25 protein-coding genes and 2 tRNA genes are annotated in these 21,491 nt (G+C 61.8%); 19 read left to right on the top strand and 8 right to left on the bottom strand.

All coding sequences use genetic code 11. The features are described 5' to 3' along the window. Nucleotides 1-77: 77 nt before the first annotated feature. Together RTP54_RS07205 and RTP54_RS07200 are read left to right on the top strand one after the other, a co-directional pair. Nucleotides 78-1,595: a D-alanyl-D-alanine carboxypeptidase gene (locus tag RTP54_RS07205; protein WP_312361700.1), complete on the top strand. Its 1,518-nt coding sequence runs from the start codon at nt 78-80 to the stop codon at nt 1,593-1,595. Between the two features lie 75 nt (nt 1,596-1,670). After that, entirely contained in the window at nt 1,671-1,940 is a 270-nt protein-coding gene (locus tag RTP54_RS07200) for a hypothetical protein (protein WP_112809871.1), read from the top strand. 47 nt (nt 1,941-1,987) lie between these two features. On the opposite strand, the gene RTP54_RS07195 is transcribed toward RTP54_RS07200, so the two are convergent. Both RTP54_RS07195 and RTP54_RS07190 read right to left on the bottom strand, forming a co-directional pair. Beyond that, a complete protein-coding gene (locus tag RTP54_RS07195) occupies nt 1,988-2,425 on the bottom strand; it encodes a DUF1489 family protein (RefSeq protein WP_112809872.1) in 438 nt (145 codons plus the stop codon). Nucleotides 2,426-2,502: 77 nt separating this feature from the next. After that, complete coding sequence (locus RTP54_RS07190) at nt 2,503-3,903, bottom strand: L-serine ammonia-lyase (protein WP_312361699.1); 1,401 nt, start codon at nt 3,901-3,903, stop codon at nt 2,503-2,505. 694 nt (nt 3,904-4,597) lie between these two features. Between RTP54_RS07190 and RTP54_RS07185 the strand changes: the two genes are divergently transcribed. From RTP54_RS07185 to RTP54_RS07175, 3 genes are all read left to right on the top strand, one after another. Then, nucleotides 4,598-5,290, top strand: coding sequence for a DUF599 domain-containing protein (locus RTP54_RS07185; protein ID WP_112809874.1), 693 nt, complete (start codon nt 4,598-4,600; stop codon nt 5,288-5,290). A 134-nt stretch (nt 5,291-5,424) separates the two neighbouring features. Further along, entirely contained in the window at nt 5,425-6,432 is a 1,008-nt protein-coding gene (locus tag RTP54_RS07180; RefSeq protein WP_312361698.1) for a DUF1624 domain-containing protein, read from the top strand. 3 nt (nt 6,433-6,435) lie between these two features. Further along, nucleotides 6,436-6,909: a methyltransferase family protein gene (locus RTP54_RS07175; RefSeq protein WP_112809876.1), complete on the top strand. Its 474-nt coding sequence runs from the start codon at nt 6,436-6,438 to the stop codon at nt 6,907-6,909. Between the two features lie 74 nt (nt 6,910-6,983). Here the strand turns inward: RTP54_RS07175 and RTP54_RS07170 are convergent, their stop codons facing one another. Continuing rightward, nucleotides 6,984-7,370, bottom strand: a complete 387-nt coding sequence (locus RTP54_RS07170) for a MerR family transcriptional regulator (RefSeq protein ID WP_025426710.1) — start codon at nt 7,368-7,370, stop codon at nt 6,984-6,986. 70 nt (nt 7,371-7,440) lie between these two features. Beyond that, nucleotides 7,441-8,862, bottom strand: a complete 1,422-nt coding sequence (mgtE, locus tag RTP54_RS07165; RefSeq protein ID WP_112809877.1) for a magnesium transporter — start codon at nt 8,860-8,862, stop codon at nt 7,441-7,443. Between the two features lie 286 nt (nt 8,863-9,148). Here mgtE and RTP54_RS07160 point away from each other — a divergent pair, with 286 nt between their 5' ends. The 4 genes from RTP54_RS07160 to RTP54_RS07145 all read left to right on the top strand — a co-directional run bounded on the left by RTP54_RS07160 (nt 9,149) and on the right by RTP54_RS07145 (nt 11,612). Beyond that, complete coding sequence (locus RTP54_RS07160) at nt 9,149-9,658, top strand: peptide deformylase (protein WP_312361694.1); 510 nt, start codon at nt 9,149-9,151, stop codon at nt 9,656-9,658. A 106-nt stretch (nt 9,659-9,764) separates the two neighbouring features. After that, entirely contained in the window at nt 9,765-10,028 is a 264-nt protein-coding gene (locus RTP54_RS07155; RefSeq protein ID WP_312361693.1) for a hypothetical protein, read from the top strand. 41 nt (nt 10,029-10,069) lie between these two features. Then, nucleotides 10,070-10,540: a hypothetical protein gene (locus RTP54_RS07150; protein ID WP_312361692.1), complete on the top strand. Its 471-nt coding sequence runs from the start codon at nt 10,070-10,072 to the stop codon at nt 10,538-10,540. A 304-nt stretch (nt 10,541-10,844) separates the two neighbouring features. Continuing rightward, nucleotides 10,845-11,612, top strand: coding sequence for an adenylate/guanylate cyclase domain-containing protein (locus tag RTP54_RS07145; protein ID WP_312361691.1), 768 nt, complete (start codon nt 10,845-10,847; stop codon nt 11,610-11,612). 21 nt (nt 11,613-11,633) lie between these two features. Here RTP54_RS07145 and RTP54_RS07140 read toward each other — a convergent pair whose 3' ends face one another. The 3 genes from RTP54_RS07140 to RTP54_RS07130 form a co-directional block, all read right to left on the bottom strand. Continuing rightward, the gene (locus RTP54_RS07140) at nt 11,634-12,191 is read right to left on the bottom strand and encodes an AAA family ATPase (RefSeq protein ID WP_312361690.1); all 558 of its coding nucleotides are present in this window, start codon (nt 12,189-12,191) and stop codon (nt 11,634-11,636) included. Nucleotides 12,192-12,366: 175 nt separating this feature from the next. Continuing rightward, nucleotides 12,367-12,451 (bottom strand) — tRNA-Leu (locus tag RTP54_RS07135). 161 nt (nt 12,452-12,612) lie between these two features. Beyond that, nucleotides 12,613-12,697 (bottom strand) — tRNA-Leu (locus RTP54_RS07130). 194 nt (nt 12,698-12,891) lie between these two features. Between RTP54_RS07130 and lipB the strand changes: the two genes are divergently transcribed. Continuing rightward, nucleotides 12,892-13,611, top strand: coding sequence for a lipoyl(octanoyl) transferase LipB (gene lipB, locus RTP54_RS07125; protein WP_312361689.1), 720 nt, complete (start codon nt 12,892-12,894; stop codon nt 13,609-13,611). Between the two features lie 19 nt (nt 13,612-13,630). Here the strand turns inward: lipB and RTP54_RS07120 are convergent, their stop codons facing one another. Next, nucleotides 13,631-14,575: a DMT family transporter gene (locus RTP54_RS07120; protein WP_312361688.1), complete on the bottom strand. Its 945-nt coding sequence runs from the start codon at nt 14,573-14,575 to the stop codon at nt 13,631-13,633. 248 nt (nt 14,576-14,823) lie between these two features. Between RTP54_RS07120 and RTP54_RS07115 the strand changes: the two genes are divergently transcribed. The 9 genes from RTP54_RS07115 to RTP54_RS07075 all read left to right on the top strand — a co-directional run bounded on the left by RTP54_RS07115 (nt 14,824) and on the right by RTP54_RS07075 (nt 21,431). Next, on the top strand, nt 14,824-15,222 hold the full coding sequence (locus tag RTP54_RS07115; protein ID WP_112809897.1) for a helix-turn-helix domain-containing protein: 399 nt from the start codon (nt 14,824-14,826) through the stop codon (nt 15,220-15,222). Between the two features lie 82 nt (nt 15,223-15,304). Then, nucleotides 15,305-16,432, top strand: coding sequence for an S-(hydroxymethyl)glutathione dehydrogenase/class III alcohol dehydrogenase (locus RTP54_RS07110; protein WP_312361687.1), 1,128 nt, complete (start codon nt 15,305-15,307; stop codon nt 16,430-16,432). Nucleotides 16,433-16,566: 134 nt separating this feature from the next. Then, nucleotides 16,567-17,007: a YaiI/YqxD family protein gene (locus tag RTP54_RS07105; RefSeq protein WP_112811812.1), complete on the top strand. Its 441-nt coding sequence runs from the start codon at nt 16,567-16,569 to the stop codon at nt 17,005-17,007. A 40-nt stretch (nt 17,008-17,047) separates the two neighbouring features. After that, nucleotides 17,048-17,695 carry a DUF1345 domain-containing protein gene (locus RTP54_RS07100; protein ID WP_312361686.1) on the top strand — a complete coding sequence of 216 codons (648 nt, stop codon included), beginning with the start codon at nt 17,048-17,050 and terminating at the stop codon, nt 17,693-17,695. Nucleotides 17,696-17,720: 25 nt separating this feature from the next. Then, complete coding sequence (fghA, locus tag RTP54_RS07095; protein ID WP_312361685.1) at nt 17,721-18,554, top strand: S-formylglutathione hydrolase; 834 nt, start codon at nt 17,721-17,723, stop codon at nt 18,552-18,554. A 26-nt stretch (nt 18,555-18,580) separates the two neighbouring features. Beyond that, a complete protein-coding gene (gene crcB / locus RTP54_RS07090; protein ID WP_112811815.1) occupies nt 18,581-18,958 on the top strand; it encodes a fluoride efflux transporter CrcB in 378 nt (125 codons plus the stop codon). A 37-nt stretch (nt 18,959-18,995) separates the two neighbouring features. After that, complete coding sequence (locus RTP54_RS07085; protein ID WP_077498410.1) at nt 18,996-19,988, top strand: RluA family pseudouridine synthase; 993 nt, start codon at nt 18,996-18,998, stop codon at nt 19,986-19,988. Further along, nucleotides 19,988-20,653 (top strand): HAD-IA family hydrolase, encoded by a 666-nt coding sequence (locus tag RTP54_RS07080; protein WP_312361684.1) that lies wholly within the window; start codon nt 19,988-19,990, stop codon nt 20,651-20,653. Before RTP54_RS07085 ends, RTP54_RS07080 begins: the two co-directional genes overlap by 1 nt. Further along, nucleotides 20,646-21,431 (top strand): ATP12 family chaperone protein, encoded by a 786-nt coding sequence (locus tag RTP54_RS07075; protein WP_112811817.1) that lies wholly within the window; start codon nt 20,646-20,648, stop codon nt 21,429-21,431. The genes RTP54_RS07080 and RTP54_RS07075 overlap by 8 nt, the downstream gene beginning before the upstream one ends. Nucleotides 21,432-21,491 lie beyond the last annotated feature (60 nt).

Genomic DNA, 21,491 nt, shown 5'->3' with positions numbered 1-21,491 from the left:
ACCGATTGGTAACGCTATGCCGGTACTGTCTCAGGAACGGTCGTTCCCGGAGGCGGCGTCCGGACAACACCCATGACATGAGAATGAAGAGTAGCGTAGTGTCCCAATCAGGTTTTCTTGATCTCGCGAAACGCCCGTTCGGCGCCTTTTCAAAGATGGTCGGACGGATCGTCCTTGCTGGCGCCGTCGCATCGGTTGCCTTCGCAGCACCCGCGTTGGCCAACCCGAAATACTCGGGCATCGTCGTCGACGCGAAAACCGGCAAGGTTCTCTACGGCGAGGATGCCGACGAGTTGCGCTACCCCGCCTCGCTGACCAAGATGATGACGCTTTATCTGGCGTTCGAGGCGCTTGAAGCCGGCCGGATCAGCAAGTCGACACCCGTTCCCTTCTCCAAGAACGCCTCCGCGGAACCGCCATCGAAACTTGGCGTTCGCGCCGGACAGTCGATCACCGTAGAACAGGCGATCCTGTCGCTCGTCACCCGCTCTGCCAACGACGCCTCGACGGCGCTTGGCGAATTGCTGGGTGGCTCGGAGCAGCGTTTTGCCCGCATGATGACCAACAAGGCACGTGCGCTCGGCATGACGCGCACCACCTATCGCAACGCCAACGGCCTGCCCAACACGGAACAGCGCACCACGGCACGCGACCAGGCCCGTCTTGGCCTGGCACTGCGCCAGCATTTTCCGCAGTACTACGATTATTTCTCGACGCGCAGCTTCCGCTTCGGCAAGCAGACGATCGGCAATCACAACCGCCTGCTCGGCAACGTTCGCGGCGTCGATGGCATCAAGACCGGCTATACCCGCGCCTCGGGCTTCAATCTCGTCACCTCCGCGCAGCTCGACGGTCGCAGCATCGTGGCCGTCGTCATGGGCGGAACATCCGGTGGCAGTCGCGACGCCCAGATGCGCCGTCTCGTGGCAAAATACATGCCGGCCGCATCGCGCCGCGGCGGTGGCAACCTGATCGCCCAGACGGCACCCACGCCGGTTGCAGCGGTTGCTGAAGAGCCGGTCGCCGTCGCGCAGGTTACGGAAACGCCGGTCGCAAGCCCGGTTGCAGCCGCTGCGGGTCTTGACCTGCCCAACACCGGACCGGTCCCGGCGGTGCGTTACGATGGCGAAAGCACCAACAGCGTGCAAATGGCCTATGCAGGCACCAAGCGCACCTCGGACAACCCGGTCCTGTCGGCGAAGATCGTTCCCAATACGCTCGATGCCCAGAGCATCAAGCTGTCGCGCCAGCCCGTCGGTGCCGCCATGGTCGATGCCCAGGTCACCAATTCGGTTCCCAAGCGCGAACCGGTCGCGGCCGAAGCCGAAGCGCAGCCTATTCCCCAACCGCAGGGTTGGGTCATCCAGATCGGCGCGACGCCGGACAAGGATCAGGCCATGACGCTGCTCGGCAACGCCAAGGACAAGGGCGGCAAGGCGCTGAGCAAGGCAACACCCTTTACCGTTGCGTTCAGCAACGGCGGCGCGCAGGTCTACCGTGCCCGCTTCGGCGGCTTCGATGACCAGAACGCGGCGATCAATGCCTGCAAGACGTTGAAGAAGAAAGGCATTTCCTGCTGGGCTGCCCAGCAGTAATCGGCATCTAGTTTCGGTGGCCGATTTGTTTGTCCGGCCACCCTCCTCGGTTTTGTAAAGCGTACGAGGTTAGTTATGGCAATGAACGAGAATGTTCCGGGTGTCACTCCCTTGCCCGGGCGGCGGGCCAAACCGTCGCGCATCAATCTGCATCCGCTGCATGAAGCGGCGATGCGCATTGCCGATCTCGGTCTCAACCGCCCGAAGGCGAAGACCAAGGACCTGGTCGGGATGCTGCTGACACACGGCGCAAGAGCCTGGCGTTCGACGCAGCCCCGCGCGGGCATCCATCTTCACGTGACGGCACCGGGTCGTCGGCACCCCTTGAAGATGCGTATCGTCTGACGGGAAACATGGTTTGAAAGGCGGCTTAGGCCGCCTTTTTCGTCTGATCAGAGCAGGCCGAGCTCGGCAAGTTCGCGGCGCAATTCGAGCGGCATCTCCGCCCCACCGCCGGACAAGGATGCCAGGTCCCGTGGCGCCTCGTCGGTTTTCAGATAGCGCCAGCCCTGGAAAGCCCGGCGCGGCTGTAGCTCGGTCTCGATGACTTCAGGCCCGAGCAGCAGATTGCAGCGGCCGATCCCCTCACCGTCGGTGAATGTCTCGATACCGATCAGCGACTGGCGCGCCTGGACCTGACCCTTGATGACCCAATAGAGCGAGCCACCCTCGAGCAATTCTTCGACCCGTTTGGGGACCATGCGTGTCGTGTGAAACGAATGCGGTTCAAGTCCGGCGGCAATCGCCGTCAGGGCCTTGCGCGAAACCCATTCGCGCAGGTCCTCGATCGATTCCGCTCCGACGCAGAGCTTTATGAGATGCAGTGACATGGCTGTTTTTGAACACCCGTCCGGCCGTCATGGTCAAGCGAATTGCGCGATGTCATCAACAATCACGCACGTGACGCTCAACATTCGACGACGTTGACCGCCAAGCCGCCGGTCGAGGTTTCCTTGTATTTCTCGTTCATGTCGACGCCGGTCTGGCGCATGGTCTCGATGCAGGCGTCGAGCGGCACGAAATGCTGTCCGTCGCCCTTGAGCGCCAGTGACGCCGCAGTGACGGCCTTGACGGCACCCAGCGCGTTGCGCTCGATGCACGGCACCTGCACCAGTCCGGCCACGGGGTCGCAGGTCATGCCGAGGTGGTGCTCCAGCGCAATTTCCGCGGCGTTTTCGATCTGCTCCGGCGAGCCGCCCATCACGGCGGCGAGACCGGCGGCAGCCATTGCCGAGGCCGAGCCGACCTCGCCCTGACAGCCGACTTCGGCGCCCGAAATCGAGGCGTTGTGCTTGATGATGCCGCCGATTGCAGCTGCGGTCAGCAGATAGTCGCGCACGCCTTCCTGGTCGGCATCGTCATGGAAATGCATGTAGTAGCGGATGGTCGCCGGAACGACACCGGCAGCACCATTGGTCGGCGACGTGACAACGCGCCCGCCGGCGGCATTTTCCTCGTTGACCGCCATGGCGTAGACGCTCAGCCAGTCGTTGGCGAGCAACGGGTTGATCTTGTTGGAGCGCCATTCTTCCTGCAGCTTGTCGTGAATGGAGCGGGCACGCCGGCGCACCTTCAGCCCCCCCGGCATGATGCCGTCCTGGCTGAGACCACGGTCGATGCAGGTGCTCATGGCACCCCAGATGCGATCCAGCCCGTCATTCAGTTCGTCGGGCGACATGGTGCATTCTTCGTTGGCGCGCTTCATCTGCGCGATGGTCAGACCGGAGCGTGCGGCCATCTCCAGCATTTCGACAGCGCTGCTGAAGGGAAACGGCACCTTGACGCCGGCGGGCTTGTTCTTCGAAGCGCGCATGGCCTCGAGTTCTGTGTCGGTCACCACAAAGCCGCCGCCGATCGAGTAGTAGATGCGCTTGAGCAGAAGACGGCCGTCCTTGTCGAAGGCCGAAAAGGACATGCCGTTGGCATGGCCGGGCAAAGGCACCTTCTTGTCGAAGACAAGATCGGTCTTCGGCTGGAATTCGTAAGAGGTATGTCCCGGCGGCGTGATGCGACCGGTGCGCTCGACCTCGTCGATCAGTGCATCCATGCGATCCGGATCGACGCGATCGGGACGTTCGCCGACAAGGCCAAGCACCACGGCCCTGCCCGAACCATGACCAATACCCGTATGGGCAAGCGAGCCGTGCAGGCTGACCTTGATGGCGGCGACCGCCGCGTGCGACGGCCTGGGCCATTCGTCCGACAGGATAAGTTCAAGGAAGCGGTTGGCGGCCGACATCGGGCCCATCGTATGCGAACTTGAAGGACCAATACCGATCTTGAAAACGTCAAAGACGGATAGAAACATGGATTGCCTGCCCGGAGCCTGAACATCTGCCGCCCGGCCCATTGCCGGATGCCGACATATGCATGATTGCGCGATCGAAACCAACCTCGATCTCTGCTTAGGACCGAAGCCGTCGTCTCATTGAGAGATATAGGATCAAACCCTAAGCCATCCTATGCCAGTCGATCAGGTGATCGACCGACATCCGATCCCGTTGCTGCGACATTGCGCTGGCAGGAGGCAAACCGGCGGCCGATCAACTGTCGAAACATCGGCCTGAATCAAAACAGCGCGGCTTCCGGGAAGCCGCGCTGTCAATCAGAGGACTTTTGGTATCAAAGGCCGCCGAAAAGATAAGCAAGAACAAGAACGCCAGCGAAACCGGCCACGGCGCGAGCAGTCACGCCCCAGCAAGACTTCTGTATTGTGTTGTCCATGATGTCTCCGAAAAACTCTCAACGGCTGCGGGCCACACATCAAGGGCCCGTGCATGGCGCATTCCATACTGAAGAAAGTGTAAAGACGCAACGGTCAAATATGGCAGAAAGGTGTCAGACCCATTTCGGCCGACTGCCCGATGCTGCAAACGCTGACGTTCAGCGCTTTTTGTAGCAAGAAATTTCGCCGCATTTTCATCACACTAGTTGATGTAGGCCCGATTCTTCACAGGTGCCGCGACCTTGCAATTTCCAAAAGCCATGCCAAAAACACGTGTATGACCTTCGAAGATTACATAGCACTTTTCGTGTTCATCCTGCTTTGGGCGGGCTTCAGCTGGGCGACCGACGGGACTCGCGGCTTCAAACGCATCAGTCTCACGCGGCTGATGAACGAACATCGCGGCCGGTGGATTCGCAATTCGCTCAACCGCGACCTGAAGATGATCGACACGCAGATCATTGCCGGGCTGCAGGCCGGCACGGCGTTCTTCGCCTCGACGACGATCTTCGCGCTCGGCGGGTGTTTTGCGCTCCTGGGTGCAACCGAGCAGGCGCAGATGATTTTCGCCGACATGCCCTATGTCTTTCACGGCGGGCGAACCGCCTTCGAGCTGAAGGTCGCCGGGCTGACCTGCCTGTTCGGCTATTCGTTCTTCAAGTTCGGCTGGTCCTATCGCCTGTTCAACTACTGCTCCATTCTCATGGGCGGCATCCCGATGACGGCGGACATGGTCCGCGACCGGCACGGTGCAGAGGTTGCGGCCGAGCGGGCCGTGCGCATGAACGTCCTTGCAGCCAAGCACTTCAATGCCGGCCTCAGGGCAATCTTCCTGTCGATCGGCTACCTCGGCTGGTTCATCAGCCCCTATGCCTTCGTCGGCCTGACAATCTTCGTCATCTTCGTTCTGACCCGACGGCAGTTTTTTTCCGAGGCACGGGCAGCGCTTCTGGAAGACAGCGCCCGATAACGGCCACTGCGACGCCCCCTCCTCTTTTGATGAGCGAGGCTCGGCGCAGCACTCGCGCTTCCAGCGAAATCAAGGCCGGTCTGGCGCAAGCCTGATCTGCCAGTCTCATTCGCGCCAACAGGATGGCGAACACCATGTCCGATACCAACATCACCTCGACCGCTGAACCGCAGCCCACGACAGGCACCCGTCGCCGGCTCGTCTTCATCGATGTGCTGCGCGGCCTGGCACTCGTCGCCATGGCACTTTACCATTTCGTCTGGGATCTGGAGTTCTTCGGCTACGTTGCAGCCGGAACCGCCGGAACCGGTGGGTGGAAGATGTTTGCCCGGCTGATCGCCAGCAGCTTCCTGTTTCTCGCCGGCTACAGCCTCGTGCTCGGACAACGCCCGAAGGTTCGTTTCGACGCCTTCCTGCGTCGCTTCGCCAAGATCGCCGGCGCGGCCGCATTGATCAGTGTCGCCACCTGGTTCGCCTTCCCGAACACGTTCATCTTCTTCGGGATCCTGCATTCGATTGCAGCGGCCAGCCTGGTCGGCCTTCTGTTCCTGCCGCTTCCGGCGATCGTCTCGTTCATCGCCGCCGCCGCCGCCTTCGCCGCTCCGCTATATCTGCGCTCGGCCGTTTTCGACATGCCTGCACTATGGTGGGTCGGCCTTTCCGAAACGATCCCGCGATCGAACGACTATGTGCCCCTGCTGCCCTGGCTCGCGCCCTTCCTGCTTGGTCTCGGCACCGCGAAACTGCTGCACAACCGGCTTGTCGCGGCGCTTTCACGGCGTCCGGATGGAGACGGAAAGACACGCCTGTGGACGAAGGCGCTCGTCTTCGGCGGCCGTCACAGTCTGGCCATATACCTCCTCCACCAGCCGCTGCTCATCGGACTGGTCTATCTCTTCTCGCTGATCTCACCGCCGACACTGCCGGATCCAAAGCAAGCCTACAGGACCAACTGCGTGGAGGCCTGCAGCCGTGGCAATCCCGCCGTGCCGTGCGACGCCTTCTGCGGCTGCACGCTCGACCGTCTGGTGCAACAGAACCTGTTCGACGATCTGAACAGCGGAAAGATCAACGTGAACACGGATGAACGCATTGCGCGAATCGCCGGCCAATGCACAATGGACGTGCAACCAGGGGACTAGGACATGAATGCCTACCGTGCCAAGCCGCTGAGTTTCCCATGGCCGGCCCTGCTCTACGCCGCCGCCACGCTTGCAGCCGTGCTGCTGGCGCGCCACTCGCCCATTCCCGTCGCGCATAGCCATGGCTGGTTCCCCTGGATTTCAGGAGGCGTTCTGGTCACGGCCGCCATCTGGCTCGATCTTTGGGCGGTCAAGACGCTCCTGGACAGGCATACGGCAGTGATGCCTTATCGATGCGCCACCTGCCTCGTGACCTACGGGCCGTTCCGCTTTACCCGCAACCCGATCTACCTTGGCTACACGCTGATGATGATCGGCTTCGGCCTCATCGCGCTCAATCCATGGTTCTTCATCATGGCTGTTGCCGCAGTCATTTTGACCACCATCCTTGCCGTCCGCAACGAGGAGCGGCACCTGCTATCGCGCTTCGGCTTCGAGTTCGAGCGCTATTGCCGGCACACGAGCCGCTGGATCTGATCGCCGTCTAGAAGACGGCAACAAAAAAGGCGGCCAAGCCGCCTTTCTCAATCCTTGCCTGTGCTTAAACAGCGTCAGGTGCCGACGCCGATCTCGGCGAGACGCGTCAGGCACGCCTCCTCGACATTGTCGAGTTCAGTCAGCGTGTCCTCGATGTCCTTGCGCTTCTGGCGCAACTCTTCGCGCTTGGCCTCGACACGGCTCATCAGCAATTGCAGCTGGCCGAGTTCGCCTGGCGGATCCTTGTAGACCTGGATGATTTCGCGGATCTCGGCGATGGTGAAGCCGATGCGCCGGCCCCGGAGAATTTCCTGGATCAGGCGGCGGTCGGCGGGCCGAAACATCCGGGTTCGACCGCGACGCTCCGGGTGGATGAGGCCCTCGTCCTCATAAAACCGCAGCGTCCGGGTCGAGATCCCGAATTCCCGCGTCAATTCGGTAATGCTATAGTACTTATTCACGCTGCCATTCCATGATTTCTTGACAGTCACTATCGTTGACCTTGACGTAAAAGTCAAACAACCGATGGCATCAGGTAACGTGGAACCACCAGGTGGCAATGCCGAGAAAGCTGGAGAAGCCGGTAATGTCGGTAATCGCCGTCACGAAGACGGCCGACGACACCGCGGGATCTGCGCCAAAACGTTCCAGAAGCAAGGGAACCATGATGCCGGCAAGGGCTGCGGCCATCATGTTGATGAGCATCGCAGTGGCGATGATCCCGCCGATATTCGGATCCTGAAACCAGAGGCCGGCCAAGAGACCGATCAGCGTGCCGAAGATCATGCCGTTGAGCAGGCCGACGCCCGCTTCGCGCCGGATGATTCGCGGCGCGTTGTGAATATCGAGGCCGCGGGTCGCAAGCGCCCGCACGGTCACGGTCATCGTCTGCGAACCGGCATTGCCCCCCATTCCCGCAACGATCGGCATCAGAATGGCGAGTGCGACGATCTGCTGGATCGTCGCGTCGAAAATGCCGATGACCGAGGCGGAGATGCACGCCGTCATCGAATTGATGAACAGCCACGGCACGCGTGAACGGGACGCTTCCGCGACGGAGTCCGACAACTCTTCGTCGCCGACGCCGCTCAGACGCAGCAGGTCTTCCTCCGCTTCCTCCTGGATGACGTCGACGACATCGTCGATGGTCAGCACCCCGACCAGCCGGCCGTTATCGTCGACCACGGCTGCGGAAAGAAGGTCATATTGTTCGAAGAGTTGCGCCGCCTCTTCCTGGTCCATTTCGGCTGGGATGGCATGGCTGGTATCGCGCATGATGGCGTCGACCTTGACGGAGCGCTTGGAGCGCAGCACCTGGTCGAGATCCACCGCGCCCACGAGCTTGAACGTCGGGTCGATAACGAAGATCTGCGTGAAGCTTTCGGGAAGCTCGGCGTCCTCGCGCAGGTAGTCGATCGTCTGGCCAATGGTCCAGAAGGGCGGCACCGCGACAAACTCCGTCTGCATGCGGCGGCCGGCTGTGCTTTCGGGGTAATCGAGCGAACGGCGTAAGCGGACGCGTTCGGTAAAAGGCAATTTCGCCAGGATCTCGTCCTGATCCTCCTGGTCGAGATCCTCCAGGATGTAGACCGCGTCGTCCGAATCCATCTCGCCGAGCGCCTCGGCGATCTGCTCGTTGGGCAAATGTTCAACGATGTCGAGACGGATCGCCTCATCGACCTCGGTCAGCGACGACAGGTCGAAATCCTTGCCGAGCAGCGAGACGAGTGCCAGTCGCTGATCCGGCTGGATCGCCTCGAGCAGGTCGCCCATTTCCGACGCGTGCAAGCCGGCCACGTGCTGGCGCAGATAAATCGTATCGCGGTCGGCGACGGCTGCGCCGACATGCATCAGGAAATCGGACCGCACCGAGCCATCGTCTGCATAGATGTCGGCCCCGTCATAGGCGGGGATATCGTCGGAACCGCGGTCGTCGTCGCCGGTATTGCTCATGAGCGCGCCCTCGAAACGATTGCCAACCTTCCGGTGGCCAGTGCGGCCTGGGAAAGCGTACATCACTGACGGTGTAGTGTGACCCATTTTCTTCGGGGAATTGGGCCTTACAGCCCTGCTAGCGCAAAGATTTGCCAAGGTCCACATCGCAGACACCCGCATCGGCGATGTGGCAACAGATTTATTCAAGCTGTTGCAAATACATGGGAAACGCAGATATCCCCCCACAGTCGACATCATCGGCGCGATCGGATAGCACTATGCGGCCGCAGCCGAGGAGCTTCAGATGGCGATCCGACCCATTGTTCGTTTTCCCGATCCTGTGCTGAGCCGACGGACCGATCCGATCGACCGGTTCGACGATGCCCTGCAGGCCCTTGCAGACGACCTTCTCGATACAATGCGCGCCGCCCCGGGCATCGGCATCACCGCGCCGCATATCGGCGTGTTGCAACGGCTGACGGTGATCGAGCTCGACCGGGAAAGCGGGGTGCGCATCTTCGTCAATCCGGTGATCCTTTCCCGTTCGAATGAGATGATCAGGCACGCGGAGGGCAGCGTTTCGATGCCCGGGATCTCTGAAGAGGTCGAGCGCCCGGCCACCATCCGCGTTCGCTACCAGACGCTCGACGGCACCACCGTCGAGGAGGATGCCGAAGGTTTGATGGCGGTGTGCCTTCAGCACGAGATCGACCAGCTCGACGGCATCTTCTGGACGCAGCGCCTGTCGCGCCTGAAGCGCGATCGCGCCGTCAAGAAATTCGAAAAGGTATGGCGAGAAGCAGCGCGAGACTGAACCGGCTGGCGGTCATGCGCCTCAGGATCAACCTCCAGAGCCGCCCGACCTCGCTATCGCGCAGCGAATGAAATTCGAACGCAGGTTTGCAAACAAGGAAAACTTCATGAGACCGACACATGTCGCCATCATCGCCCTTCTCGCGCTTTCAGGGTGCAGCAGCACGACGCCCAACCTTGAACCGCTGCCGGGCAGCCTCACCTATGGCGAAACCGGCGCCACCCGAAAGACGATCGCAGCGCCGGGAACGATGATCCAGAATCGCTTCCGGCACGAAGGCGCCATGGTCTCGGAAGCCTACGAAGTCCAACCGGACCACACCTACAAGCTTGTGCGCCGCGACGTGGTCGATACCTGGCCGCCAAACTGAACACCGCTTGCGACGACAGTGATAGGAAAGCCGGAGCGCCTGTGCGGCAGCGCTTCGGCTTTTTGCTATCCCGCGGACCACCACGTCAAACGACGGAACATTGCAGATCAAACCCCGTTTATGATGAAGACAACAACGGAGGTCATCCAATGAACAAGGTTGTGGATGAACGCGGCGATCCCATCTCGGAAACCCATGATGCGGACCGGCACCATTTCTCGGCGAACGAAAGCCGCCAGGGGTCTCTTGGGGTGCGTGTGCTGGCTATTCTCGGCGCCGGATTGTTTCTGACATTGCTGGCCTGGGGTGGCGCGGAAATCTGGGGCGGGCGCAATGATACGGAGCGCACAACGGCCGTCGATCAGGTCGACCCGCAGCCGTCGCCGGAACAGACCGGCAGCATTGAGGGCAAGCAGGGTCGCGTATCGGCACCGAAAGATATCGATCCGGTCGCAGGCTCTGGCGTCGGTGTGCCGACGCAGCAGGTCTCACCGGACGGAACCGTGAAGTAATCGCCGCCTGGCAGCGCAATTTTCTGTCTGAACAGCGCGTGCGCGTTCGCACGGGCCGGTGAGGCGCATTGCCTGTGCTGTGGATGGATCTGACGTTGATCGACAATTGCCCTACATCGTTGCGATGCGAGCGGCTGCAGGCCTCAGGTCGGTGAGCGGCTTCCCTCTCGACAATCGGGAGCCCGGCGATACACAGTTTGCACTATCGTTCGGCCCATCCCATGCGTTGCCAACAGCGCCCGATTGTTGGACAATTGCCGGCGCGCGACAATAGGGTCTCGCCCGCCGGACGGGATTGCAGGGCATGACGACAGCCACATCCCTCGTGCCAACCCAACACGGCGCCAGCATCTGTCGGGGTTGCTGGGATCAGATGCGTGTGCCAATCCCGATCCGCGGTGCACTGGCCCTGCCCTTTCGCGCCTTCGGGATTACACGCAGCAAGATGAACCCGAACATCTGCACGATCTGCGAGCGCTCCTTTCGCTACGTCAAGAAGCAGCGCCACATCACCACCCGAGCCACCATCCTGTTTGCCGACATGCGCGGGTTCACGCAGCTGTCGGGACGAATCGGGGCGCTTGAACTCAGCGACATCGTCAGCCTGTTCCAGGATCGCTGCGCTCAGGCTGTCTGGGCACATGACGGCATCGTCAACAAGCAGATGGGCGATGGGCTGATGGCGATTTTCAATTTTCCGATCGCGATAAAGGACCATGCACGCGCGGCCGTCAGCGCAGCGATGGACATGCAGCGCGCTCACGCAAGCGCTCTGGGGGCAAAACTGGGCGAAGATGGCGTGGCCGATCATACACTCGGCGTGGGCATCGGCATCCACAGCGGAGATGTGGAGGTTGGCGAATTCTCGAGCTTCCGCAGTGACTTCACCGCGATCGGCGGCACCGTCAATCTGGCAGCGCGGCTCGAATCCCAGGCAGCTGCCGGCGAGATCCTTGTGTCGGCGGAGACCGCCGACCAAGTGCCGGAAATTCTGGGTGACGCGGAAGCTCGCCTGCTTTCGCTGAAAGGCATCGAGCACACTGTGCGCGCCAACGTCCTCAGGGTGAATTGAGCCTTGGCGGCAGAGAACCGGTTAACCCGGCTGCACATGGGCAGGCAGCCAGCCGATCCCGGCGAGGTTGTTTTCCACCAACTCCGACGGGCGCTTGCCGTCGGTCGGCACGACGATCAGGCCGTCGGTATCCTCGGCGGCCATGCGGCGCGCCTGATGAAGCGATCGTTCCGCCTGCGCCTTTGCGCCCGCACCGATCTCGCGTTGCGCCAGACGTTCGAACAGGGCTGTTTCGCTCGCCCTCAGGCGGACAACGGTGATTTGGGCGTCTGGTATGGCCGCAAGGATCCACCGACGATCGTGGCGATGATGCATCATCACGCCGGACATGATCAGCCGCGAATGCCCCAGCCTCCGGTAGACCGACCAGATGGCGGCGAGGTTGAGGCTGCTCACATCGACAGTCCCCGGCTGGATTCGATCCAGTTCATCCAAGGTGGGCTTTGGGAACACCCGGTCGAGTTCGTCGCTTTCGACCACAGCATGGGCGACGTTTGCCGCGGCGAGTTGCGCGCTCAGCTCCCATGATAGCGTGGATTTTCCCACGCCTGCCGGCCCCGTGATCAGCAAAAGCTCCATATCACCTCGATCATCCAATTGGACATGTGGAAATTGCCCAAGCCGGGGGGCGTTGGCAAGGTGAGCGCTTGCCCGAAAGGCGCGATCAGGGAAGCGCGCATCACCCGCAGGTAACGCTCTTCCAGAGGCAACTATATGGATAAAAACAAAAAAACCTGCCGAAGCAGGTTTTCTTTGGTGCGGTCGAGAAGACTCGAACTTCCACGGGTTGCCCCACAGCGACCTCAACGCTGCGCGTCTACCAATTCCGCCACGACCGCATCGTGGTAGGCACCGAATTGCTCCGGCGCGGCTGCATGTAGCAAAAGCCCCTGAGGTACACAAGGGCAAGAAACGCAAAGCGCCATAACGACAGACCGCGACGCGCTCGAAGCTAACTATAAGGATAAAAACAAAAAAACCTGCCGAAGCAGGTTTTCTTTGGTGCGGTCGAGAAGACTCGAACTTCCACGGGTTGCCCCACAGCGACCTCAACGCTGCGCGTCTACCAATTCCGCCACGACCGCATCGTGGTAGGCGCCGAATTGCTCCGGCGGGGCTGCATGTAGCAAAAGCCCCTGGGGTGCACAAGGGCAAGGCGACAGAAATTTGACGCGAAAAGAAACTATTTCAACAGGCTCCTAGCGACACCCTGCAAACGCTGGACTCTTGTCGTGTGCCGCCCCATGTACAGAGCGTCAAAATAGGAATGCAGACGGAAATGCAGCGCGAAAATCTGACCCAGGACATGTTTGCCCCGCCAGAATCACACCCGGTTCGGTGGCGGATCGCCCCTCACCTCGTCGATTATCCACAGGCAATCGAGACAATGGAGCGTGAAGCGGCGGCCATTGCAGCCGGCACCGCCGACGAACTTGTCTGGCTGGTGGAGCATCCGCCACTTTATACTGCGGGCACCAGCGCCGACGCAGCCGACCTGGTCATGCCCGATCGCTTCCCGGTGTTTGCGACCGGCCGCGGTGGCGAATACACCTATCACGGTCCCGGCCAGCGGGTCGTCTACGTCATGCTGGATCTCAAACGCCGAAAGCAGGATGTGCGCGCCTTCGTCGCCGCACTCGAAAGCGTCATCATCTCGACGCTCTGTTCGATGAACGTGAAGGGCGAACGCCGGGAAGATCGCGTCGGCGTCTGGGTGCGCCGGCCGGAGAAGCCATCGCTTCCCGACGGATCGCCGGCCGAAGACAAGATCGCGGCGATCGGCATCCGCCTTCGTCGCTGGGTGAGCTTTCACGGCTTCTCGCTCAACGTCGACCCGGATCTCGATCATTTCGGCGGCATCGTGCCTTGCGGCATCCGCGGCTATGGCGTGACCAGCCTCGTCGACCTCGGCCTGCCGGTCATGGTGCCGGATGTGGACATGCGCCTGCGCGAAGCATTCGAGACCGTGTTCGGTCCGACCCGCAACGACGAGGCCTGAGCGCACCGCTGTGAGGGAATCAGGGCGCTTCGCTGACGCACTCACCCGCCTGACGCTCCCGCCAGATCATGAAGAGCCCCGACACCACGATGATCGCAATGCCCAGCCATTTCGACAATGACGGGAAATCCCCGAAAATAAGGTAGCCGAGCGCTGTCGCCGTGACGATCTCGAAATAGGCGAACGGCGCCAGCAGCGAAACCGGCGCGGCCTGGAATGCCTTGACCACCAGTAGGTGACCGTAGCCGGAAAGCGCACCGAGGATGACGACGAGCACCCAGCCGAGCGCAGTCTGCGGCAGCGACGGCTCGAAGTCCGCGACGCCCATGCCGTCGCCGATGGCGATGACCCCGACCATGAACAGCGTTCCGCCGACGCCGGCAATCGTCTGCATCGTCAGCGGGCTGTCGGCCGTGCCGACCGCGCGGTTCAACAGAAGATAGAACGCAAAGACAGTCGCGCAGGCGACCGGCAGCAACGCTGTTGCACCGAAGGCGGCGAAGCTCGGCTGGATGACGATCATCGCACCGGCAAAGCCGACGGCGATCGCCAGCCAGCGACGCCAGTCGACCCGCTCGCGCAGGATCAGCGCCGACAGGCATGTCAGGATGAACGGTTCGACGAAATAGATCGCGAACACATCGGCGAGCGGCATGTATTTTACCGAAATGAAGAAAAACAGGGCCGCCGCCGCCAAAAGCACCCCGCGCAGCAAGTTAAGCCAAAGGCGCTTCGGGCGTAGCGCCCGCATACCCCCCATCGTCAGGAGCAAAGGCAGCGTCGCGACCAGCTGGAAGAAGAAGCGATAGAACGTCACCTGCGCCGGCGCCATGCCCTCGACGACGGCCATGTACTTGGCAATCACGTCCATGCCGGGCAGGATCACCATCGCAAAGAGCATAATGGCGACGCCCTGCATCACCGTGTTCTGGGGCGTGGCTGCTGACGATACTGGCGCGGTCATGGCTCTGTTCCGATTTGGCTTCGCCACATTAGAACGTTCGCAGCGCTTTTCAACGCATGCGGGCACGACGCGAAAGGGCGCTTTTCATGGCCCGAGCCGCTTTTGACCGTGTTTTTGCCGCTCCGGGGTGGTCCGCGATGGGCCGAATGCCTATAAGCTCACTTCATCTTCCGCCCCGGAGGAGAAGCGCTTCCCTTCTCCGCCACAATCCGGGACCTTTGAACGTGACCGCGGCAAAGGAGATATCCATGCGCTTGTCCACCGAAACGATGATTGCCCGCCTGCGCGACACCGGCGACGGAGATACGCTGGGCGGACGCATCTGGCGCGCGCGCGACGCGGCCAATCTTTCGACCAAGGATCTCGCCGATCAGCTCGGCGTCCGGGTGGAAACGGTCGCCGCCTGGGAACGGGATCGGGCGGAGCCGCGCACCAACCGCCTGTTCATGCTTGCCGGCGTGCTTGGCGTAACACCGGCATGGCTCATCGCCGGCATGGGCCGCGCGCCTGATGACGAGACGAAGAGCGCTTCGGGTGAAAACCTTCGCGAACAGCTCGCGCTCGTCAAGAAATTGCACGAACAGACCGGCAAGGCCATCGCCGCACTTGAGATGGAACTCAATCGCGTCCAACAGACTGTTCGTTAGTCCATTGCCGATTCCAACGGGCGGCATTGGCCGATGCGCCGATGCCGCCCGAAATCATTGTTATTCCAAGGGAGACTTATTCATGGATGTACGCGCCGCCGTTGCCGTTCAGGCAGGCAAGCCGCTGGAAGTGATGACCGTTCAGCTCGAAGGCCCGCGGGCCGGCGAGGTGCTGATCGAGGTCAAGGCGACCGGCATCTGCCACACCGACGATTTCACGCTGTCGGGTGCCGATCCCGAAGGCCTGTTCCCGGCGATCCTCGGCCATGAGGGTGCCGGTATCGTCGTCGATGTCGGCCCAGGCGTCACGTCGGTGAAGAAGGGCGATCATGTCATTCCGCTCTACACGCCGGAATGCCGCTCCTGCCCGTCGTGCCTGTCGCGCAAGACGAACCTGTGCACCGCGATCCGCTCGACGCAAGGGCAAGGCCTGATGCCGGATGGCACCTCGCGCTTCTCGATCGGCAAGGACAAGATCCATCACTACATGGGCTGCTCCACCTTCGCCAATTACACGGTTCTGCCGGAGATCGCGGTTGCTAAGGTCAATCCGGACGCGCCGTTCGACAAGATCTGCTACATCGGCTGTGGCGTCACCACCGGCATCGGCGCCGTCATCAACACGGCCAAGGTCGAGATGGGTGCAACGGCGATCGTCTTCGGTCTCGGCGGCATCGGCCTCAACGTCATCCAGGGCCTGCGGCTTGCCGGCGCCGACATGATCATCGGCGTCGATCTCAACAACGACAAGAAGGCCTGGGGCGAACGCTTCGGCATGACCCATTTCGTCAACCCGAAGGAAGTCGGCGACGACATCGTGGCCTACCTCGTCAACATGACGAAGCGTGGCGCCGACCAGATCGGCGGCGCCGACTACACCTTCGACTGCACGGGCAACACCAAGGTGATGCGTCAGGCGCTCGAAGCCTCGCATCGCGGCTGGGGCAAATCTGTCGTCATCGGCGTTGCCGGCGCCGGCCAGGAGATCTCGACCCGTCCGTTCCAGCTTGTCACCGGCCGCAGCTGGATGGGCACGGCCTTCGGCGGCGCGCGTGGCCGCACCGACGTGCCGAAGATCGTCGACTGGTACATGGAGGGCAAGATCGAGATCGATCCGATGATCACCCACACCATGCCGCTCGAAGACATCAACAAGGGTTTCGAGTTGATGCATTCGGGTGAAAGCATCCGCTCGGTCGTTCTCTACTAAGCGCCACCTGAACAATTCCGGGCGGAAGACCGTTTCGCGCTTTTCCTGGAATTGCTTCGTAATCCGATTCAGGAAGGCGCCGGAATCGATTGTATTCCGGCGCTTTTTCAGTCCCGTTCAGAAGTTGATTCAAGATGATCTATGTCGATGCCGATGCCTGCCCGGTGAAGGCGGAAGTGCTGAAGGTGGCCGAGCGCCACGGCTTCGAGGTGACCTTCGTTGCCAATTCGGGCCTCAGGCCGTCGCGCGACCCGATGGTCCATAACGTCATCGTGTCTTCGAGTTTCGACGCCGCCGATGACTGGATCGCCGAACGCGCGCATGAGGGCGATATCGTCGTCACCGCCGACGTACCGCTGGCGGTGCGCTGCGTCGCTGCCGGGGCGCTTGTCACAGGTCCCTCCGGCCGCGTCTTCGACAAGGCCAATATCGGCATGGCGTCTGCCATGCGCGACCTGGGCCAGCACCTGCGCGAAACCGGCGAAAGCAAGGGCTACAATGCCGCTTTCACCCCGCGCGACCGCTCGACCTTCCTCGAGACACTTGACCGACTCGCACGCCAGACGAAAAAGTGAAGCGCAGCAGCAATCCACCAGGGATCGCAAGGGCATCTCGATGACAGCGACGACAAGGCTCAGGCACTGGCCGTTTTACACCGCATCGCTGTGCGCCCTGCTAAGCCTGCCGATCACTTGGTTCTGCGCGCCAAGCTACATGCTCGAGGCGGCAGCGATCACGTTCTTCTGCATCTACCTCGTCATGAGTGGCCGAAGGCTCCGGATGATGACCGGCAAGCACTTGAAAACGCATGCGCGAAATACCGACGAACCCGAAGCCGTCATCTTTCTCGTCACCTTCGGCGCTGCCGCCACGGCTTTGGTGTCGCTGTTCTTCGCGCTGAATGGCGAAAGCAAGGGACCGACGCTCGAGTTGGGCCTGGCCTTTGCATCCGTCGTTCTCGGCTGGGCGACCATCCATGTGATGGCGGCCATGCACTATGCCCACGTCTATTGGGTGCCTGATGAAAGCGCGCAGGCACCCGCCCCGCAGCGCGGGCTCGACTTTCCCGAGACGCCGGAGCCGGGCGGCTACGATTTTCTCTATTTTTCCTTCGTGATCGGCATGACGGCCCAGACGTCGGATGTCGCCATCACCAGCACCGCGATGCGGCGCATCAACCTGATGCACGCCATCGTGTCCTTCTTCTTCAACACCGTGCTTGTCGCCGCCGCCGTGAATGCGGCCGTGCAGCTCGCCGGCTGATCCCGCACTATTCAAGGAGCATTTGATGAAAGTCCTTTCCCAGAACACCGCCTTTGGCGGCATGCAGGGTGTGTTCTCGCACGAATCCGACGCCTGCAAGGGCGAGATGACCTTCGCCGTCTTCGTGCCGCCGCAGGCGATCAAGGAGCCTCGGCCGGTGCTCTGGTATCTCTCCGGCCTCACCTGCACCCATGCCAATGTCATGGAAAAGGGTGAGTATCGTCGCATGGCGGCCGAGCTGGGGCTGATCGTCGTCTGCCCCGACACGAGCCCGCGCGGAACCGAGGTGCCGGACGAACTCACCAATTGGCAGATGGGCAAGGGCGCCGGCTTCTATCTGGACGCCACGCAGACGCCCTGGGCCGAACACTACCGCATGTACAGCTATATCACCGAGGAACTGCCGGCCTTCGTCAGCCAGCACTTCCGCATCGACATGAGCCGGCAAGGCATTTTCGGCCATTCGATGGGCGGCCACGGCGCCATGACCGTCGCGCTCAAGAACCCGGAGCGCTTCCGCAGTTGCTCGGCCTTCGCACCGATCGTCGAGCCGTCGACAGCGGACTGGTCGATCGGCGCCTTCGAAAAATATCTCGGCGAGGACAAGGCCGCCTGGCGCCAGTACGATGCCTGCGCGCTCGTCAAGGATGGCGCACGCTTCCCGGAATTCCTGATCGACCAGGGCAAGGCCGACAGTTTCCTCGAGAATGGCCTCAGGCCATGGCTCTTCGAGGAGGCGATCAAGGATACCGGCATCGGCCTGACCTTGCGCATGCATGAGCGCTACGATCACTCCTATTACTTCATCTCAACCTTCATGGACGATCATCTGAAGTGGCATGCCGAACGGCTGGCCTGATCCAAGCGAGATTGCGGGAGCCTCCAATGTCCAACCTTCTGCTTGTCGGTGCCGGCGGCGCCATCGGATCGATGGCCCGCTATCTCATCGGTCTCTGGACGCTTCAGCGGTTTGGGCCGGGCTTTCCATGGGGAACGCTCGGCGTCAACATCACCGGCTCGTTCCTGATCGGCCTGCTCGCCGAGTTGATCATGCGCAAGTTCGGCGCTTCGGCGGACATGCGATTGTTCCTGATAACAGGCGTGCTCGGTGGGTATACAACGTTTTCGGCCTTTTCGCTGGATGCGATCACGTTGTTCGAGCGCGGCGATACCGTCCTTGCCATCACCTATATCGCAGCAAGCGTCGTGCTTTCGATCCTTGCAGTCTTTGCCGGGCTGGCCCTGATGCGCGCAATGGTCTAAAGGCTGCCTCTAAAGAACAGGAAGCAGGTTCGCTGAGATGGCAGGCATAGAACACAAGCAGGTGGACGGCGACGAGGCAGGCATGCGCCTCGATCGCTGGTTCAAGGTACATTTTCCCGGGCTGGGTTTCGGTCCGCTGCAGAAGCTGCTGCGCTCGGGCCAGATCCGTGTCGATGGCGGCCGTGTCAAGTCCGACACGCGCCTGCAGCCCGGCCAGACTGTCCGCATCCCTCCCCTTAACGTCGACGCGAAAGAGGTGAAGACGGGTCCGATCGCCGGGCGTGACCTTCGTCACTCGCCCGATGGCGAACTGCTGTCGCGCATGGTCCTGCACGAGGACGCAAAGGTCATCGTACTGAACAAGCCAGCCGGGCTTGCCGTCCAGGGCGGATCGGGCGTCAATCGTCACATCGACAAGATGCTTGAGGCCTGGACCAACCAGCGTGGCGAAAAGCCCCGTCTCGTCCATCGTCTCGACCGCGACACTTCAGGCGTGCTCGTGATCGCCCGCACGCGTGGCGCCGCGCAGAAGCTGACGGCCGCCTTCCGCGAGCGCGACACCAAGAAGACCTACTGGGCCCTGGTCAAGGGCGTTCCGCGCAAGCGCGAAGACCGCATCTCGACCTGGCTGGTGAAGGAGCAGACGCCGGACGGCGACCGGATGCGCATCGCCAAGCATGGCGAAGACGGCGCCGATCACGCGATTTCCTATTATCGCATTCGCGAGCAGGCAGCACAAAACCTCGCCTGGCTGGAGATGGAGCCCTATACCGGCCGTACCCATCAGCTGCGCGTGCATGCCCTGCACATCGGCCACCCGATCCTTGGCGACCCCAAGTATTTCGACGCCGATATCAACTGGAGCCTGCCGGGTGGCATGCAGAACCGCCTGCACCTGCACGCCCGCCACATCGACATTCCCCACCCGGACGGCGGTCGCCTGCGGGTGACGGCGCCGCTGCCGCCGCACATGGTCCAGAGCTGGAACCTGCTTGGCTTCGAAGAGAACGAGCCTGGCGAGGACGACTGATGAAACTGGCGCTTTTCGATTGCGACGGCACGCTGGTCGACAGCGGCGGCCTCATCCATGAAGTGATGGCCCGCACGTTCGAAGACTTCGACCTCGCACGACCCGACCTGTCAGCGACCAAGGGTATCATCGGCCTGACGCTCGATATCGCCATCGCCCGTCTGCTCGGACGCGACCATGTCGACGATCAGGCATTGGCGATGACGGCGCACTACAAGTCGATTTTTGCCGGCGTTCGCGCCGAAGCGGGCTTTCAGGAGCTCTTGTTTCCGGGCATCGCAGCGATGATGCGGACGCTGTCCGTTCGCGACGAACTGCTGATCGGCGCGGTCACCGGAAAATCGCGCCGCGGCCTGACGCATATTGCCGAGACGCACGGCTTCGACCGGATGTTCTTCGTGTCGCGCACCGCCGACGATTGCCCTTCCAAGCCGCATCCGGCCATGGTGACCGAATGTTGCTCGGAAGCCGGCATCGATCCAAGGGATACCGTAGTCATCGGCGATGCGATTTATGATATGCAGATGGCAAAGGCCGCAGGTGCTGCCGGCATCGGCGTTGCCTGGGGCTATGCCAGCGTGCCCGACCTCGTCGAGGCCGGCGCCGATTACATCGCTCGCACGCCGGCCGACATCATTGAGTGGATGGAACAGTATCATGCCTGATATTCGCGATGAACTCATCGGTGCGCTCAGCCACGAGGACCCGGTCCGGCGCGCACAGATCCAGATGCTGAAGCCGCTGCCGAAGCGCTTCTACAAGGACGTCAGCATCGGCGCATCGGATGATGGCGGCCACAGCGTCCTCCTCGACGGCCGGCCTGTCCGCACGCCGGCTAAGAATCCACTGGCCGTCCCGACCCTCAAGCTTGCTGAAATGCTGGCAGCGGAATGGGACGCTCAGGCCGAGGTCATCGACCCCGCGAAAATGCCGATTACACGGATCGCCAACACCGCGCTCGACGGCGTGGCCAAGGACCAGCGCTCGGTTTTCGAGGACATCCTGCGCTTCGCCGGGACCGACCTTATCTGCTACCGAGCCGACAGCCCGGAAGGGCTCGTCGGGCGACAGAACGCGATCTGGAACCCGGTGCTTGAATGGGCAGCACAGTCGCTGGGCGCCCGATTCATTCTGGCCGAAGGCATCATCCACCAGGAACAGCCGGCGGAAGCGATCACCGCCTATGCCGAGGGTCTGCGCGCCTTTGCGACACCGCTCGGCCTCACCTGCGTGCATACGATCACCACCCTGACAGGCTCGGCCCTGCTTGCGGTCGCCTTCGCATCCGGGCGGCTGACGGCCGAACAAGCCTGGACCGCCGCCCATGTCGACGAGGACTGGCAGATCGAGCATTGGGGAACGGACGAGGAAGCGTTCAAGCGCCGCGAACTTCGCTGGCAGGAAATGCAGGCGGCAACTGATGTACTCGACGCGCTGCGATAGCGGCGCGTCGAAACACTTTGCGGAAGAAAGCTCTTCTTGCGAGAGGTTTCTGACTCAGCG

Origin of the sequence: Ensifer sp. (assembly GCF_031989085.1) — a bacterium.
In the GTDB taxonomy this organism is placed as follows: Bacteria; Pseudomonadota; Alphaproteobacteria; order Rhizobiales; family Rhizobiaceae; genus Ensifer.
Note: the sequence above shows the minus strand (reverse complement) of the source record. Positions and strands in the feature narration are given on the sequence as shown.